This is a genomic window from Siminovitchia fortis, from assembly GCF_003605365.2.
Lineage (GTDB): Bacteria > Bacillota > Bacilli > Bacillales > Bacillaceae_C > Siminovitchia > Siminovitchia fortis.
This window is the reverse complement of the sequence record NZ_QYTU02000015.1, coordinates 1-17,637: the sequence shown is the minus strand read 5'-3', so window position 1 is coordinate 17,637 and position 17,637 is coordinate 1. Positions and strand designations below refer to the sequence as shown.

General features: G+C 44.6%; 14 protein-coding genes. All 14 read right to left on the bottom strand.

Annotation, left to right across the window (positions count from 1 at the left end; all coding sequences use genetic code 11):
* Window positions 1–224: 224 nt before the first annotated feature.
* Window positions 225–452, bottom strand: coding sequence for a hypothetical protein (locus tag D4N35_RS08265; RefSeq protein ID WP_120072370.1), 228 nt, complete (start codon window positions 450–452; stop codon window positions 225–227).
* A 421-nt stretch (window positions 453–873) separates the two neighbouring features.
* Window positions 874–2,208, bottom strand: coding sequence for a type I glutamate--ammonia ligase (gene glnA / locus D4N35_RS08260; RefSeq protein ID WP_120072368.1), 1,335 nt, complete (start codon window positions 2,206–2,208; stop codon window positions 874–876).
* Window positions 2,209–2,364: 156 nt separating this feature from the next.
* Window positions 2,365–3,636: a methionine gamma-lyase family protein gene (locus tag D4N35_RS08255; protein ID WP_120072365.1), complete on the bottom strand. Its 1,272-nt coding sequence runs from the start codon at window positions 3,634–3,636 to the stop codon at window positions 2,365–2,367.
* An 18-nt stretch (window positions 3,637–3,654) separates the two neighbouring features.
* Complete coding sequence (gene hflX / locus D4N35_RS08250) at window positions 3,655–4,905, bottom strand: GTPase HflX (RefSeq protein ID WP_120072363.1); 1,251 nt, start codon at window positions 4,903–4,905, stop codon at window positions 3,655–3,657.
* Window positions 4,906–4,993: 88 nt separating this feature from the next.
* A complete protein-coding gene (spoVK, locus tag D4N35_RS08245) occupies window positions 4,994–5,938 on the bottom strand; it encodes a stage V sporulation protein K (RefSeq protein ID WP_120072361.1) in 945 nt (314 codons plus the stop codon).
* Between the two features lie 149 nt (window positions 5,939–6,087).
* The gene (hfq, locus tag D4N35_RS08240) at window positions 6,088–6,318 is read right to left on the bottom strand and encodes an RNA chaperone Hfq (RefSeq protein WP_018705022.1); all 231 of its coding nucleotides are present in this window, start codon (window positions 6,316–6,318) and stop codon (window positions 6,088–6,090) included.
* Between the two features lie 29 nt (window positions 6,319–6,347).
* Window positions 6,348–7,301: a tRNA (adenosine(37)-N6)-dimethylallyltransferase MiaA gene (gene miaA, locus D4N35_RS08235; protein WP_120072359.1), complete on the bottom strand. Its 954-nt coding sequence runs from the start codon at window positions 7,299–7,301 to the stop codon at window positions 6,348–6,350.
* 176 nt (window positions 7,302–7,477) lie between these two features.
* On the bottom strand, window positions 7,478–8,974 hold the full coding sequence (glpK, locus tag D4N35_RS08230; RefSeq protein ID WP_120072357.1) for a glycerol kinase GlpK: 1,497 nt from the start codon (window positions 8,972–8,974) through the stop codon (window positions 7,478–7,480).
* Window positions 8,975–9,064: 90 nt separating this feature from the next.
* Window positions 9,065–9,325 (bottom strand): hypothetical protein, encoded by a 261-nt coding sequence (locus D4N35_RS08225; protein ID WP_120072355.1) that lies wholly within the window; start codon window positions 9,323–9,325, stop codon window positions 9,065–9,067.
* Between the two features lie 106 nt (window positions 9,326–9,431).
* Window positions 9,432–11,306 carry a DNA mismatch repair endonuclease MutL gene (gene mutL / locus D4N35_RS08220; RefSeq protein ID WP_120072353.1) on the bottom strand — a complete coding sequence of 625 codons (1,875 nt, stop codon included), beginning with the start codon at window positions 11,304–11,306 and terminating at the stop codon, window positions 9,432–9,434.
* Window positions 11,307–11,325: 19 nt separating this feature from the next.
* Window positions 11,326–13,905: a DNA mismatch repair protein MutS gene (mutS, locus tag D4N35_RS08215; RefSeq protein WP_438944413.1), complete on the bottom strand. Its 2,580-nt coding sequence runs from the start codon at window positions 13,903–13,905 to the stop codon at window positions 11,326–11,328.
* A gap of 601 nt (window positions 13,906–14,506) precedes the next feature.
* Window positions 14,507–15,061, bottom strand: coding sequence for an outer spore coat protein CotE (cotE, locus tag D4N35_RS08210; RefSeq protein WP_120072349.1), 555 nt, complete (start codon window positions 15,059–15,061; stop codon window positions 14,507–14,509).
* A gap of 272 nt (window positions 15,062–15,333) precedes the next feature.
* A complete protein-coding gene (locus D4N35_RS08205) occupies window positions 15,334–15,762 on the bottom strand; it encodes a YlbF/YmcA family competence regulator (RefSeq protein WP_120072347.1) in 429 nt (142 codons plus the stop codon).
* Between the two features lies 1 nt (window position 15,763).
* Window positions 15,764–17,305, bottom strand: coding sequence for a tRNA (N6-isopentenyl adenosine(37)-C2)-methylthiotransferase MiaB (gene miaB / locus D4N35_RS08200; RefSeq protein WP_120072344.1), 1,542 nt, complete (start codon window positions 17,303–17,305; stop codon window positions 15,764–15,766).
* Between the last annotated feature and the right edge of the window lie 332 nt (window positions 17,306–17,637).

Below are 17,637 nucleotides of genomic sequence, written 5' to 3'. Positions count from 1 at the left end.
AGCTCCCGGCGGGATTTTCCGTTTTCCGCCGAGAGCTCAAAATAAGAAAAGCGAAAGCGCCTTGATTAGCGTGGGCAAACAAGACGATTCCCGAGGAGGCAGTTCGTAAGCGAACAGGGAAGCGGCTTGATCCTTACGGGGCTATGCGCTGGAGCCGGACAGTCATTCTTGAAAGCTTCTTATCTTTTAAAAAAAGCCCATGTGACTCTTTTACAGTTAATATGTTAATCATCTTCTTTGTTTGGCGGCACTTCAATAGCACCCTCACCAATCTCCGGTTCTGCCGGACTGTCGTTCCACGCGGGATGGTCTCCTATGTTTTGATCTGATTCAATTACTTTTTCCTGATTGTCGGCTGGATGCTCAATTAAAGCAGTTTCCTGAGCAGGGCTGCACGCTGCAAGCAGCAGAATTGAAAAAGCAGTTAGTCCCCGCTTCCATGATGAATTCAATGTTAATACCTCCTGGAGCTCTGGTTTCTTTCCGAACCCATTATAGCAACCGGGAGTATAGCAAAATTCATTTTCATCTGATCTTAATAAGGATGTACCTTTACATTAAAAAAAGAAATACGAATTTAATGTTTCAAACAACTGGGGACTTGGAAGTAAACTCCATACGCTTGAAATAAGAAAAGCGCAAGCGCCTTGCCCATCGACGTACAGACTGGAGTGCCTCCGACGAGATAAAGGAAACACGGCGAGGAACGAGCCGATGTTGACTTATCGTAGGAGGAGGTGCGAAGTCTGCTAGTCGATAGGCGCTGGAGCTAGACAACAAATGGCTTTGTTCAAAATTTTAAAGCTAAAAAATCTTATACTTTACTCAATAAAAAAGGACGGAGAAACAAGTGTTTCTCTCCGTCCGTTCTGTTTAATAAAGCGTCATATACTGTTCCCGCTCCCAAGGGTGTACCTGTGTTCTGAACATCTCCCATTCAATATCCTTCGTTTCGATAAAGTTTTCAAAGATATGGTGTCCTAAAGCTTCTTTGATTACTTCGTCGGCTTTCAATTCCACGAGCGCTTCTTCAAGGTTATGCGGCAAATCAACTACGCCTTCTTCCTCACGTTCGTGTTTGTTCATAATATAAATGTTGCGGTCAACCGCATGCGGCGGTGTCAGTTGGTCTTTGATCCCGCTCAAACCAGCTTTTAAGAGCGCAGCCATTGCCAAATAGGGGTTTGCTGTCGGATCCACACTTCGAAGCTCGATCCGCGTACTTTGGCCCCTTGATGAAGGCACCCTGACAAGCGGGCTGCGGTTTTGGGCAGACCATGCAATATAACAAGGGGCTTCATATCCCGGAACAAGCCGTTTATACGAGTTGATTGTCGGGTTAGTGACCGCAGTGAATCCCGGGGCATGCTTAATAATACCGGCCATAAACTGGAAGGCTGTCTCGCTCAATTCCAGCTCCCCGTTTGTATCATAAAAGGCATTTTTGCCATTTTTGAACAATGACATATTAAAATGCATACCGGAACCGGCCACACCGAACAGCGGCTTAGGCATAAATGTGGCATGCAGCCCATGCTTCCGTGCAATGGTTTTGACAACAAGCTTAAATGTCTGAATGTTGTCGCACGCTGTTACAGCGTCCGCATATTTAAAGTCGATTTCATGCTGGCCCGGCGCTTCCTCATGGTGGGAGGCCTCGATTTCAAATCCCATTTCTTCCAACTCGAGCACAATATCTCTGCGGCAGTTTTCTCCAAGGTCTGTAGGGGCCAGGTCAAAATAACCGCCATTGTCATTCAGCTCAAGAGTCGGAGCACCTTTTTCATCCAACTTGAATAAAAAGAACTCTGGTTCAGGGCCCAGATTGAATTCTGTGAAGCCGTATTGCTCCATTTCCTTTAAAACCCGTTTCAAATTGCTTCTTGGGTCACCCAAGAACGGCTCTCCAGATTTATGGTAGACATCGCAAATCATTCTGGCCACTTTCCCTTTTCCGGCAGTCCATGGGAAAATGACCCACGTATCCAGATCCGGGACCAAATACATATCAGACTCTTCAATCCGTACAAACCCCTCGATTGAAGATCCGTCGAACATCATCTTGTTATCGAGTGCCTTTTCCAATTGACTGATCGGGATTTCCACATTTTTGACCGTTCCTACGATATCCGTGAATTGCAGTCTTACAAACTTCACGTTTTGCTCTTCAGCAAGCTGTGTAATACTTTCTTTCGTAAATATTCCCATCGAACTAAAATTCCTCCCGTGTGAAGCAGAATGACTCTGCAGCAAACAATCTCTGCGAGAAAAATATTACTTTAGTAATATAATTCCTGCGTTTTTTCCTGTCAAGATTTATTTTAAAAAGACAGCAGTAAAATGCTGTCATTCTTATGTATACACTTAATTGACATGAATCAAACCTTTTTCCATTAAACGATCTACTGCAGATACAATGGCAATTTTTACATGGGCGTATGTCAGTCCGCCCTGTACATAGGCGGAATATGGGGGCCTGATGGGACCGTCAGCAGACAATTCAATGCTTGAACCCTGAATAAAAGCTCCTGCAGCCATGATGACTTGGTCGTTATACCCCGGCATTTCGCTAGGAAAAGGCATAACGTATGAATCAACTGGTGAGGCTGCCTGGATTGCCTGGCAGAACTCTATCATCATGTCAGCATTTGTAAATTGAACCGCTTGAATCAGGTCAGTCCGGAAATCATCCCATTTTGGCGTAGTTTGAAGTCCGAGCAATTCCAAAAAGGCTGAAGTGAATACAGCGCCTTTTACTGCCTGGCCTGTCACATGCGGCGCCAAAAAGAATCCTTGGTACATTTCCAAAAGGGTATATAAAGAAGCTCCTGATTCGGCTCCCAGTCCCGGAGAAGTCATCCTGTATGAGCAGGCTTCAACCAGTTTTTCTTTTCCGACAATATAACCGCCGCTTTTCACCAAGCCTCCGCCCGGGTTTTTGATAAGGGAGCCCGCCATTAAGTCAGCGCCAACATTACATGGTTCAAGCGTTTCAACGAATTCACCGTAGCAATTGTCAACGAAAACGATCACCTGTGGATCAATTTCTTTTACAAAGCGGATCATTTCTTCGATTTCTTTGATTGTGAACGAAGGACGGTCATCGTATCCTTTGGACCGCTGAATGCCGATGACTTTCGTATTAGGTTCCATCGCTTGCGATACGGCTTCAAAGTCCACTTTGCCGTTCTCCATGAGCGGTACAGCGTTGTAACTGATTCCGAACTCCTTCAGCGACCCGCTCCCATTTCCACGGATGCCAACCACTTCTTCCAGCGTATCGTATGGTTTTCCCGTAATATATAATAGCTCATCACCAGGGCGCAGTACGCCAAACAGGGATATGGCGATTGCATGGGTTCCTGAAACGATTTGCTGCCGGACAAGGGCGGCTTCTCCGCCAAACACATCTGCATAAATTTTTTCCAGCGTTTCCCGGCCCAAATCATTGTACCCATAACCGGTTGACGGCGTAAAATGGATTTCACCCACTTGATGCTCCTGAAAGCTCCGTAACACTTTATACTGATTTTCTTCAATTACACGATCTATCTTCCGGTGGATTAGGCTTATTTTCTCTTCGGCTTTTTCAATCAAAGGCCGTAATGTCTTTTCATGCTGTAAATACTTATACATCTTGTTTTAGATACCCCTTCATATTTCAAATAATTTTAAAGACCCGGTAACCGGGTGGTTTGGAAGAACATACCCTTTGCATCTATAGGCCTGCTTTTCTTCAAGAAAAATGAGTTCCCTCAAAATGGTTTCACTCTTTAAAACCGAAAGCAGCCGGCCTTCATCAGAAGGTACAATGACATGATAATACTGCATGGATGCAACAGCCATGTCTTCGATTTTCTTCTTTAATTGGTTTCTGTCCGTTTCATTGAACGCACTGATCAACATCGTTTCTCCGGAACTCGGAACGAAATCCGAACGCACCTCGTCCGCTTTATTATATACGATCAGCTGCGGAAGATGTTCCATATCCAGCTCCTTTAACAATTCGTTCACTGTCCGCTCGTGGTTGAAATAGTCCGGATTTGAACTGTCAATAACATGAAGCAGAAGATTCGCTTCATTTACCTCCTCCAAAGTTGAACGGAAAGCGGCAATCAGCGTCGTAGGCAAATCCTGTATGAAGCCGACAGTATCCGTTATCAGCGCAGAATAGCCGCTTGGAAGCACGACTCTTCTCGTCATAGGATCAAGTGTGGCAAAAAGTTTATCTTCCTCAAATGATTCTGCCATCGATAACCGGTTGAACAATGTGGATTTTCCGGCATTTGTGTATCCGACAATCGCAATTTGGAACGTGTTGTTCTTTTTCCGCCTCTTGCGGTACCTTTCGCGGTGTTTGACAATCGTCTGCAGCTGGCTTTTGATATCATCGATCCGCCTTCTGATATGGCGGCGGTCTGTTTCAAGCTGGGTTTCTCCCGGCCCTCTTGTCCCGATTCCGCCTCCAAGCCTTGAAAGAGCTGTCCCCTGGCCCGATAACCTTGGCAATAAATATTGAAGCTGGGCCAGTTCAACCTGCAGAATCCCTTCCTTTGATTTTGCACGCTGGGCAAAAATGTCAAGGATTAAATGAGTGCGGTCCAGGACTCTGCTTGACAGCACGTTCTGCAAATTTCGCAATTGCGTCGGGGTCAGTTCGTCATTAAAAATGACCAAATCCGGTTCCAGTTCTTCTTCAAGCCGATGAAGCTCTTCCAGCTTGCCCTTGCCGATATAAGTGGCAGGGTGCAGGCGTTCCCGCTTTTGTTGAAGCTTTGCTATAACCTCTCCACGGGCAGTGGCAGTCAACGAAGCGAGCTCATCCATGGAATAGCGGAACTTTCGGTCGTTTTCATCCAGCTGGCAGCCGACGAGAATCACTTTTTCTTTCTCTGCTGATTGCACAACATCCCCTGCTTTCTTTGCATTCTTCTCCCATCATAGCAAAAATGGCTAAATTAAAAAAAGAAAAGCCGCCTTAAGGCGGGTAACACTAAGTATTTTCAGTCAGCTTAAAATCATTGCTATGAAGCATCATTAAATCATTCCGGTTGATATGGGGCTCTGTCAAAAGTCTCATCGCCTGCGACCTCACTGCTTTTTCGATTATGTTCCGAATGTATCTCCCGTTGGAAAAGGAAGGCTTGTTTCTCGCCTTCACATATATCAAATGATCCTTTAGTTTTGATCCGGCTTCCCGGCTCAGTTCATATTGCTTTTCTTTTAACATACGGCCGGCTATTTCCATCAGTTCATTCACTGAGTAGTCAGGAAACTCGAACACAAGCGGAAAACGGGACTGGAGTCCGGGATTCAAGCTCAAAAAATAGTCCATTTCCTTTGAATATCCCGCCAATATTAATATGAATGTATGCTGTTTGTCTTCCATATGTTTTACAAGAGTGTCGATCGCCTCTTTTCCAAAATCTTTTTCACCGCCGCGTCCAAGCGAATATGCCTCATCTATGAATAAAATTCCCCCTGCCGCCTTTTTAACCAGATCACGGGTTTTTTGAGCTGTGTGACCGATGTACTCTCCAACAAGATCGGCTCTTTCCGCTTCAATTAAATGCCCCTTCGGCAAAACGCCCATCTTTTGAAAAAGCTTTCCTATCAGGCGGGCAACCGTCGTTTTCCCTGTTCCCGGATTTCCTTTGAACATCATATGAAGCGCCTGTGGGCTCGTCTTCAGACCGGCAGCCTCCCGTTTCTTATTTATATATATCCAGGCGTAAACTTCTTTTAACGTCTTTTTCACATCCTGCATGCCTACAAGTGCATTCATTTCCTCTTCAATTTCTCTTAATATGGCATGCTGGCTCGGCAAAGATTTTGCAGCAGCCGGCCTGCCCTCAATCTTTCTGGTTTTTTCGCGTTTCTGCACATTGAGCATTATACTGATCTGGCCGTTATTCTTCATCTTGATTGGTTCATCCACAGCTTCTCACCTCTCATTCAGACACAGTATACGCCCAATTATGTATTTGTGTTCCTGCCGCCTGATACAATTATATTAATATCAGGGTAAACTGATTCCTTAAGAAAAAAACACGTACACCATAACGGTGCACGCAGTTGGGTGGTTTCCTATTGTTCCTCGTAATTTATCTGAACGTTTCTCTGTGGAGAAAATGTAGAAATCGCATGTTTAAATACTAGCTGCTGCTTGCCTTCTGTTTCGAATAATACGGTAAAATTGTCAAACCCCTTCACCTGCCCGCGGAGTTGAAAACCGTTCAAGAGGAAAACAGTGACAGGGATTCCTTCTTTGCGCAATTGATTTAAAAATTGATCTTGAATATTGACTGGTTGTTTCAATCTGATAGCCTCCTCTTTTTCTCTATTAGTTATGTATTCGATTTTAATTCTAGCTTTCCTGCTATAAAATCAATAATTTGCTCTATTTTGTTCAAGTGTTCCCCTTCATTGGTCATGTCAAACCATGTCACATCCATTTTATTGCGGAACCAGGTAAATTGGCGCTTTGCGTAGCGCCGGGTGTTTTTCTTTAACAAATCGACCGCTTGCTCTAACGTCAAGTTGCCTGCAAAATACTCATATAATTCCTTATATCCGATCGCCTGGACAGATTGGGTATCGCGGATGCCTTTGTCATAAAAATACCTTGCCTCCTCCAATAGCCCTTCTTCCATCATCAAATCTACCCGTTTATTGATCCGTTTATACAATTTTTCACGATCCATGCTTAACCCGATTAATGCAATATCATACAAAAGTTCGTGGTTTTGGGCTTTTGGCTGATCACTCTTTCTTTTCCCGGTCAAATGGTGGATTTCCAAAGCGCGGATAACCCTTTTAACGTTATTTGGGTGAATGCCCTCGGCGCTGCTTGGGTCGACAGCCTGTAATTCCTTGTATAGCTCCGCACCTTCTCCAGCAGCAGCCCTTTTCTCCAATTCGGACCTGTATGCAGGGTCCCCTTCCGTTTCTGTAAATCGGTAATCATAAAGGACCGACTGTACATAAAGTCCCGTACCTCCTACGATGAGCGGGACAGAACCCCGGGCAGTGATCTCATCGATTTTCTGCCTGACAACGGATTGAAACTCGGCGACCGAAAAGGGCTCATCAGGCTCCCGTATATCCAGCAGATGATGCGGAATGCCTTCCATTTCTTCAGGCCGGATTTTAGCCGTGCCGATATCCATGCCTTTATATACCTGCATGGAATCTCCGCTGATGATTTCAGAACCGAATGCTTTTGCTATTTCAATGCTTGCTTTTGTTTTGCCGACTGCTGTAGGCCCTACGAGAACAATCAGCTTTTTTTTGCTATTCAATTGTCTCACTGCTTTCTAGATTGCTTATTCTCATATTAACAGAAGTCGACTTTTTATCAAAATATCTTAATACCCGGGAAAAACGGTTACCAAAGAATGTAAACTGATTAATGCCAAAACATAAAATTTCATTCGCCCGAACATGGACCAAAAGCGGGAACCGTTTTTAAGGCCAATTACGAAGGTTTAAATACAGTGGCGGCTTTAACAGCTGTCTTCCAGCCTTTGTACAATTTTATCGATTCCTCTTCAGGCATATTGGGAAGGAATTCTTGATCCAAAGACCATTTTACCCCGATTTCTTTTTTATCTTTCCAAAAACCGACAGCAAGCCCCGCCAAATAAGCGGCACCTAAAGCGGTTGTTTCATTGATTTGCGGCCTTTCCACTTCAACCCTCAGCAAATCGCTCTGAAATTGCATCAGAAAGTTATTTCTCACCGCACCGCCGTCAACACGAAGCTTCTTCAGGGAAATGCCGGAATCCGCTTCCATCGCCATCAGGACATCTTTTGTCTGATACGCAAGCGACTCAAGCGTCGCACGGATAAAATGCTCTTTGGAGGTTCCTCTTGTCAGCCCGAAAATCGCACCGCGCACATCACTGTCCCAATAAGGTGTCCCCAGCCCCACAAATGCCGGAACAACATACACGCCGTCTGAAGATTCCACCTTCATAGCGTATTCTTCGCTGGAAGGAGAGTCATCAATCATTCTCAGCCCGTCCCTTAACCATTGAATGGCGGATCCTGCGACAAAAATACTGCCTTCAAGTGCATATTCCACTCTTCCTTCCAGCCCCCAGGCTATCGTCGTCAGCAGCCCGTGATTCGACATGACAGGCTTTTCACCTGTGTTCATCAACATAAAACAGCCTGTTCCATAAGTGTTCTTTGCCATTCCCGTATCAAAGCAAGCATGCCCGAACAAGGCAGCCTGCTGATCTCCCGCAGCTCCGGCAATCGGCACTTCCTGCTGAAAGAAATGCTGCGGCACTGTCCGGCTGTATATTTCAGAGGAAGGCCTGACTTCCGGAAGCATCGGAGAGGGAACTTCCAGGATATCCAATAATTCTTCATCCCACTCCAACGTATGAATATTGAACATCAAAGTCCTCGACGCATTTGAATAATCGGTTACATGCGTCTTGCCGCCAGAAAGCTTCCAAATGATCCAGGAATCCATCGTGCCAAACAGCAATTGGCCGCTCCTTGCTTTTTCTTTTGCGCCATCGACATGATCAAGGATCCATTTCACTTTCGTTCCTGAAAAATACGGATCGATCAATAGTCCTGTCTTTTTTCTGAATTTTTCTTCGAAACCGAGTTCACGCAATTTCCTACAAATCGACTCGGTTTGCCTTGATTGCCATACGATTGCGTTATAGATCGGTTGTCCTGTGAATTTGTCCCAAATGACTGTTGTTTCCCTCTGGTTAGTAATGCCTATGCCTGCAACCTGTGAGGGGTTCACCCTCGCCTCGGTCAGGCAGGATACGATTACAGCCAATACCGAACCCCAAATTTCATTCGCATCATGCTCCACCCAGCCGGGATGCGGGAAATACTGCGTAAATTCCCTTTGAGATATATTGACCACTTCACCATTTTTATTAAAAAGAATGGCCCTTGTACTTGTTGTACCCTGGTCAATAGCCATTATGTAAGTTTCCATAGGTTTCTTCTCCCTTCCAATATTTATATATTATAGCGATACGAATGGCAGAACGTATAAAAAAATCAAGCATCCAAACTGATGCTTGATTTATTTGCCGTAATAGGCTATGCCGATGGAAACGATCAACACGACAAACATCAATGCCGCGTACATCCATGACAGCCTTTTAATATTATACTTTAATGAAGTTTTTTCATAATCATGGGATCGCGCCAATTCATTTTCAACGGTATCCCCTTCCTCTTCATATTGTTTCATTTGTCTCGAAACGTCTTTCCCCACCAGAAATGTTCCGACAAGAGCAGCTATACTCACGATAACCCCCGCAATGATCATATAAGCAGTCATATCTTTCACTCCTTGATATCCTTACCACCATTATACCGCTTTACCGAAATATTTCATTGATTATGAAAAAAATCTGTTACAAAATAAAGATTTTTTTCCTTGCAGGCTACATAATCCGCTTAAACATTTTCTCCATGTCTTTAATGGAAAAGTGCACAATGATCGGCCTGCCGTGCGGGCAGGTGAATGGATCTTCCGCCCTCCGCAATTCATCCAACAGAGCCTGGATTTCATCGTCGCGCAAATAGCGGTTCGCCTTGATGGCAGCCTTGCAGCTCATCATGATTGCCGCTTCTTCACGAAGCTTCTTGATATCAATCTTACTCATTGAAAGCAGCTGCTCGATCATTTCTTCGATGACTGTCTGTTCCTGCCCCTTTGGAAACCATGCCGGATGTGATCTGACTATAAAGCTGTTCATCCCGAAATCTTCCAAAAAGATGCCTACAGACTGAAGTTCTTCTAAATGCTCTTTGATTTTCAAGTATTCGTCGACCGAAAACTCCAAGGTGAGCGGAACGAGCAGCTGTTGCAGGTCGCTCGTGAATTTTCCGACCTTTTCGCGGAAATATTCGTATTTGATCCTTTCCTGAGCGGCATGCTGGTCGATCATATACAAGCCAAGTTCATTTTGTGCGAATATATAGGTGCCATGCATTTGGCCGATTGGATAAAGCGCGGGAAAGCGTTCTTTTTGACGGGCTGTTTCTTCAACCTCATCAATTGCTGTGCTTTCAGGTTCTTCACTCTTTTCAATCGTTTGAACGTTCAATTCATTTGTTTTCGAAATTTGGGCAGCGGGTTCATACTCAACAGGATCATACAGCTTCTTCATTTCCGCTGCAGGCGGCAGTTTCTCTTTGTTATAGGCAGGTGCTGCGGGCGGCCTCCATTCTGTCTTGGGCTGATTTTCTTCAGCAGGCTCCAGCTTGAATTCCGGCTGGAAACTCACATTCTTCTTTTTTGGTGTTGGCACAGCCCCGGAAGGGATGAGCTGCTCCTTTTTAAATGCCTGCTTGATTGTTTCAGTGACGAATTCTTTTAATTCCTGCTCTTTGCTTAATCTGACTTCCAATTTTGCAGGATGGACATTTACATCGACTAAAATCGGATCCATTTCGACTGATAGAAGAGCGATGGGAAACCGCCCTACGGGCAGCAGCGTATGATAGCCTTCCAGAATCGCTTTCACAAGTGAATAGTTTTTGATAAACCGGCCGTTGATCATCGTTGATAGGTAGTTCCGGGATGCCCGCGTAATTTCGGGGCGGGCAATAAACCCTGACACCGAAAAGTCCAATGATTTGGCACTTATTTGAATCATATCCCTGGCAACGTTTTTTCCATAGATGGCTGACAGGACCTGCCTTATGTCTCCGTTTCCATTTGTATGAAGCAAATTTCTTCCGTCATGGCTCAGGCGGATGGAAACTTCCGGATGGGCCAGCGCCAAGCGGTTGGCCACGTCAGTAATATGCCCGATTTCAGTATGAAGGGTCTTAACATACTTCAACCGGGCAGGCGTATTGAAAAACAAGTCGGAAACCGTGATGTCCGTCCCTTTTCGTGAAGGAGCTTTTTCATGGCTGATCAGTTTCCCGCCTTCCAGAACCGCTTTCGTACCGTCTTCCCCTTCCCTTGCTGTAACTATCGTCAAGCGCGAAACAGAGGCGATGCTCGGAAGGGCTTCTCCCCTGAAACCGAGAGTGCGGATGCGGAACAGATCATGCTCATCTTTGATTTTACTCGTCGCATGTCTTTTAAATGCCGAGACAATATCTTCTTCGCCTATGCCTTTGCCATTATCAATGACACGAATTTCGCCAAGGCCCGCTTCTTTTATATTAATTTCAACAATGGTGCTGCCCGCATCAACAGAATTTTCCACCAGCTCTTTTACAACAGAGGCAGGGCGCTCGACAACTTCACCGGCGGCTATTTTGTTGGACAGGGCGTCATCCAGCTCTATGATTTCACGCATCGTTTGCTCCTCCCCTGAGTTATTTCCTTAATTTTTTCTGCAGCGAAAACAGGACATTCAAAGCTTGCAGTGGGTTCATTTCAAGCAAGTTCAAACTCTCGATTTCTTTTAAAACCTTCTTCCCATGCTTATCAGCGCCCGTTTCCTTCGGTTCGGAGAAAAAGGCCAATTGCTCATTCGAAGCAGCCGCAGTTTCTTTAATTTCTTCCCTTGAAACAGAAGCGGTATTTTTCTTGCCATTGGTCTTTTCCAGCTGGCTTAAAATTTCTTCTGCACGCCGGATGAGCGTTCCGGGCAGCTCCGCCAGCTCAGCCACATGGATACCATAACTTTTGTCGGCGGCGCCATCCTTCACTTTATGCAGAAAGACGAGTTTGCCTTGGTGTTCCGCTGCGCTAACATGGACATTTTTTAAATGGGGTAACTGCTTATCCAATCCTGTCAGTTCATGGTAATGGGTTGAGAACAACGTTTTGGCACCGATCTGCTCATGGATATGTTCAATGATCGCCTGGGCGAGCGCCATCCCGTCATAAGTGGAAGTGCCGCGCCCGATTTCATCGAATAATATCAAACTGTTTTTAGTCGCATTTGTAATGGCATTTTTCGCTTCCAGCATTTCAACCATAAACGTGCTCTGCCCCGAAATCAGATCGTCTGCTGCACCGATTCTCGTAAAAATTTGGTCAAAGATTGGAAGCTTCGCTTTTGACGCAGGTACGAAACATCCGATTTGCGCCATAATTGCCGTTAGGGCCACCTGTCTCATATACGTACTTTTACCTGACATATTCGGTCCCGTAATGAGAAGCATTTCCCTTTTATCATCCATGATGCAGTCGTTTGGAACATATTCTTGCGAACCCATCACTTTTTCTACCACCGGGTGCCTTCCGTCTTCAAGGATCAGTTCACGGCTGAAATGGAGCTCTGGCTTCACATAATGCCTTGCTTCGCTGACAGTTGCAAAGCTTTGGTAAATATCAATCTCGCTGATGATTTTTGCTGTTTTTTGCAGCCTTGGGATAAATTGTTTTACTTGATCCCGCAGATCCAGAAATAAATCGTACTCCAGTTCAATGGATCTTTCATCCGCCTGAAGAATCAAAGCTTCTTTTTCCTTTAGTTCGGGTGTGATAAATCTTTCGGCATTCGTCAATGTCTGCTTTCGCTCATATCGGCCTTCTTCAAGGAACTTCACATTGGCTCTTGTCACTTCGATATAATAGCCAAATACCCGGTTATAGCCCACTTTCAATGATTTGATGCCGGTTTTTTCACGCTCGTCCTTTTCCAATGCGGCAATCCAGCTTTTGCCGTTTCGGCTCGCATCGCGGTATTTGTCCAATTTTTCATTATAGCCGTCTTTGATAATGCCGCCTTCTTTGACGGATATCGGCGGATTTTCCGCCACTGCCCGTTCGAGCAAATCAGTCAGTTCTTCACAAGGATCAAGCGACTGGGCGAGCCTGTCCGTTTCGTCGTTTCCCATATCTTCTATCAAGCTCCGAATCGCCGGGATCTGCATCAGTGATTTTTTTAATTGGATGAAATCACGTGCATTGGCGTTTCCGAAAGCCACTCTTCCGGCCAGCCGCTCCAAATCATAGACGCCTTTTAATAGCTCCTGCAAATCAAGGCGCTCGAAATAATGTTCGATGAATAACTCTACCAAGAGCAGGCGCTTTTCAATGATTGATTTGCTGATCAGCGGCCTGTCAAGCCATTGTCTGAGCAGGCGCCCTCCCATTGCAGTGGACGTTTCGTCCAGCAGCCAAAGCAGCGTTCCTTTTTTGTCTTTGCCGCGGATGGGCTCTGTAATCTCCAAGTTTCTTTTGGAATAAAAATCTATTTTCATAAATTGGTTGTTTTCATAGATTGTAAATGGCTGCAAATGATCGAGACCGCGCTTTTGTGTCTTTTTCAAATAATGAAGCAGCCGCCCGGCCGGCTCCCGCAGCTCTTTAGCATTCAGCTTTTGAAGAATGTGCTGAAACTCATCGTGAATATAGGAGTTCTCTTCATAAGAAATGACGGCCTGGCATCTTTCTTTTATTTTTCCAAGAAGGCTTTTATCTTCATCCGGACATGAAATAACTTCTTTTGCACCGATTGTTGCCAGTTCATCCAAGAGCAGATCAACCGAACCTTCCAGCAACGTTACCATGCTCTCCCCGGTTGAAAGGTCTGTATAGGCAATTCCGTATGACTGGTTATTGAAACTGGCGATTGCGGCGATGTAATTATTTTCCTTTGCTGCAATGCCTTTTCCATCCATCACTGTCCCAGGGGTGATCAGCTGGACAACTTCACGTTTGACCACGCCCTTGGCATGCTTGGGATCTTCCGTCTGTTCGCAAATAGCCACTTTATATCCTTTTTGAATTAATTTCTCAATATAGCCCACAGCAGAATGATGCGGAACACCACACATCGGTATTCTTTCTTCCGATCCGCCGTCTCTGCTTGTTAAGGTGATTTCCAGTTCCTGGGATGCCTTCAGTGCATCATCAAAAAACAGCTCGTAAAAGTCGCCGAGACGAAAAAATAAAAAGGCATCCTGGTACTCTGCCTTTATTTTTAAATATTGCTGTATCATTGGTGTATACTGCTGACCCATATGTACCCGTTTCCTTTCCATTCGAACACTTAGACTGATTATATCATACCATTAGTGGAGCAGCTGTTTCCAACAAGAAAAGCGCAAACGCTCGTTTAGCGACGTACAAACGGAAATGCGGAAGACGGCTGTTTAGGGGCGACAAGCGCTGGAGGGCAATCCAGTGAAGTCGTTCTTTGACTTCATTGGATTGACCGAAGCGACCTCGAGCCCCTGCCGTCTGAAGCTAGACACTGGAGCACTCCGCAATGAGATAAAGGATAAGGAAAGGCGGAGAGTGCCTGCTTATCGGCGCAAAGCTAGACGAGCGCTGAAGAAGGCGTAGTTTGCCTTCAGCAGCGATTGGCTTAATCCTTGCGCCGATGGCACTCGGAGCCGATGTTGACTTATCGTAGTGCTCTGAGCCCTCTTCCTCGAATAAACATCCACACAGAAAAAGCGAAGCTTTTTCGAGGAAAGGAGGCGCGAAGTTTGCTAGTCGCTGAGCGCTGGAGCTAGACAAAGAAAAGTTATCCACAGACATGAAATTTTTATAATTTCCTGGGCAAATAAAAAAACCGGGAGCCCTCCCGGTCTACACTTATTCCTCTTCATGTGCCACCAAAAAATCCGGGTCAATTTCCTCGAATTCTTTGTCATCCAACTCATCTTCCAATTCATCTTCCCAATCATCGTCATCAGAGGAGCATTTATCATGGATGGCGACACATACTTTCGTTTCACCGATGACTTCAACAAGGAATTCCCTTTCCACATTGACGAGTATTCTGTTCCCCTTCTTTGATATGACAGCTTCGACACAATTTGGCTGTTGGAGCACTTTGGCAGAGACGATCTTATCATCCAGACAATCAGGGTCACGGTATTTAAGTTTGATTACATCTTTATAATCAATTTTTTCGGTCACCACAGATGTCTTTGTGTTATCATGATGGGAATACCAAACATTAATATCAAAAGAGCCGGAGACTTCGACATTCTTGCCTACTTTCCGTGCTTCGTATTTATGGTTGATAATCCAACAGCCCAGTATGCTCGAAGGATGGTGTGGCGGGTTGATCGTATGATTGGACAATGTCATTTTACGCCCTTTCGCAACGACCGCTTTCGTTATAATTTCTCTATATTCTGCCATTCGAGCGAAACCTCCTCATTCATTTTCATTTCATCGTATGCATTCATCTGGACTCCTGTGCTTAATTTGCCTGTCGCCAGCCGCCTATATTTAGGCAATTATCCAGTGTCGGCTTTAGGTATTTGGCGGATTTTTCCTGTTTATCATATAGATACATTGAGAGCCTGATTTGCACATTATAAATTATGGCATCTGTCATGAATGGGTGTTTGTCCAACAAAAAGAGCCCCCGCCCAAATGGGCGAGAGCTCCCGGATTGTTTTATGGTTAAATCAAGAACAGCCGGAAGGGCTGTTTTTCAGTTTTGATCCCGTTTCCCCTGTCAGCAGATCACCGCCTGTGGAAACGAGAATTTCATCTGTGACTTTATTCGAAATGGCGCTTGCCACCATTTGAAGCAAATCGTTGACATCCGTTTGCGATTGCTTAAACTCTTGAACAATAGGAATTTCATCCAATTCCTTTTCAAGTTTTTCAAGTTTCTCTTCAACAAGCTTCAGTGCACGGTCTTTTTCGTAATGTTGAAAATTGACCGCCTGCTTTTGTAAGCTTTTGATACTTGCAATCATTTCCCTGACTTTTTGATTTTCGTTAATTTGAGCCTCTGCGCGTTTAAAGAAGTCCACTTCTTCCGTATTGGCGATCATTCTTGCCAATTCATGCGCACGCTCAACGATATCCTCTTTTGTATACTTTGCCATCTTAGTTCACCTCTGCAGCTTCTCGTTCTTCCACCATTACTCCATCCAGCGTCCAAGTTTTTGCCTCAACAATTTTTACATTGACCAATTTTCCGATTGCAGACTTCGGTCCTTTGAAATTGACAAGTTTATTTTTACGGGTATATCCTGCTAGAACGTCAGGATTATTTTTGCTTTCGCCTTCAACAAGCACTTCCACAACCTGGCCCTCATATTTTTTCATTGCTTCTGCGGAAAGTTCGTTTACTAATTGGTTTAGGCGCTGCAGTCTCTCTTTCTTTACTTCCATCGACACATTATCTTTCATTTTTGCCGCCGGAGTGCCGTCACGCGGTGAATAGATGAAAGTATAGGCTGTTTCGAATCCGACTTCCTTGTACAGCGTCAACGTTTCTTCAAATTGCTCATCCGTTTCATTAGGGAAACCGACGATAATGTCTGTTGACAAGGAAACATCCGGGATGGCAGCTTTTATCTTTCTCACAAGTTCGAGATATTGTTCACGGTTATAGACACGTCCCATAATTTTTAAAATATCACTGGAACCTGATTGAACCGGCAAATGGATATGCTCCATCATATTTCCTTTTTTCGCCAGGACCTCGATAAGACGATCGTCAAAGTCACGCGGATGGCTGGTTGTAAAACGGATGCGAGGGATATCGACCTTTCTTAACTCATCCATCAGGTCTCCAAGGCCGTACTCCATATCATCGAAATCTTTTCCGTACGCATTGACGTTTTGGCCAAGAAGAGTGATTTCTTTATACCCCTGGGCGGCCAAGTGGCGGACTTCCTGGATGATATCTTCCGGACGTCTGCTCCTTTCTTTGCCGCGGGTATATGGAACGATACAGTACGTGCAGAACTTGTCACATCCATACATAATGTTGACCCACGCCTTAATATTGCCCATACGGACTTTCGGGAGATTCTCGATGATGTCCCCTTCTTTAGACCATACTTCGATGACCATTTCCTTGGACATATATGCTTCATTTAAAATGTGCGGCAGTCGATGAATGTTGTGCGTTCCGAAAATCATGTCGACAAATTGGTGTTTTTCCAAAATTCGGTTGACAACTGATTCTTCCTGTGACATACATCCGCACACGCCGATCAAAAGACCGGGCTTTTCCAATTTCAGCGACTTCAAATGGCCGAGTTCGCCGAAGACTTTGTTTTCCGCATTTTCACGGATAGCGCAAGTATTCAAAAGAATGACATCTGCATCCTCGACAGTTTCAGTATGTTCGTAACCCAGCCCCATAAAAATGCCCGCCATAACCTCGGTGTCATGCTCATTCATTTGGCAGCCGTACGTACGGATATAAAACTTTCTACCTTCTCCCATACCAAGAAACTGTTCGGGAATCTCAAAGTCTTTATGATATTTGACCTCTTCCCGTCCCCTCTTTCTCGCATCTTTCAAGGAAGGAGGCATATAGACAGTTTGGAAATACTTGCTGTAATCCTTCTCTTTTGTTTCAGAGGAGGCGCTTTGCTGCACTTGCTTGCTTTCCAAACGCTGCTTCTCGTTCATAAAAATCCCCTTTCTAATTTATAAACACAAATTCGGCCTATTAAGAGCCAAAACGGATTTAGATGCAATGCAGGATTTTTCCATACATTCTATTAGTATAATGCCTTTTTTTTTGAATACAACAGGAGGGTACTTTTGTAGACAATTATTCGGAAATACATAATGGATAGGACCAAATTACCTTACATAAAAACTGTGAAAAGCACGAATCATTTTATGTATTTTGAGGATGACTGATAGGCATAAATGTCTGCCTTAAAAAAAGAGCTTTTTCAGCCCTATTTGGAATCCTTATGATTATTATACATTAACCTGAATTACGAAAGTAAAAT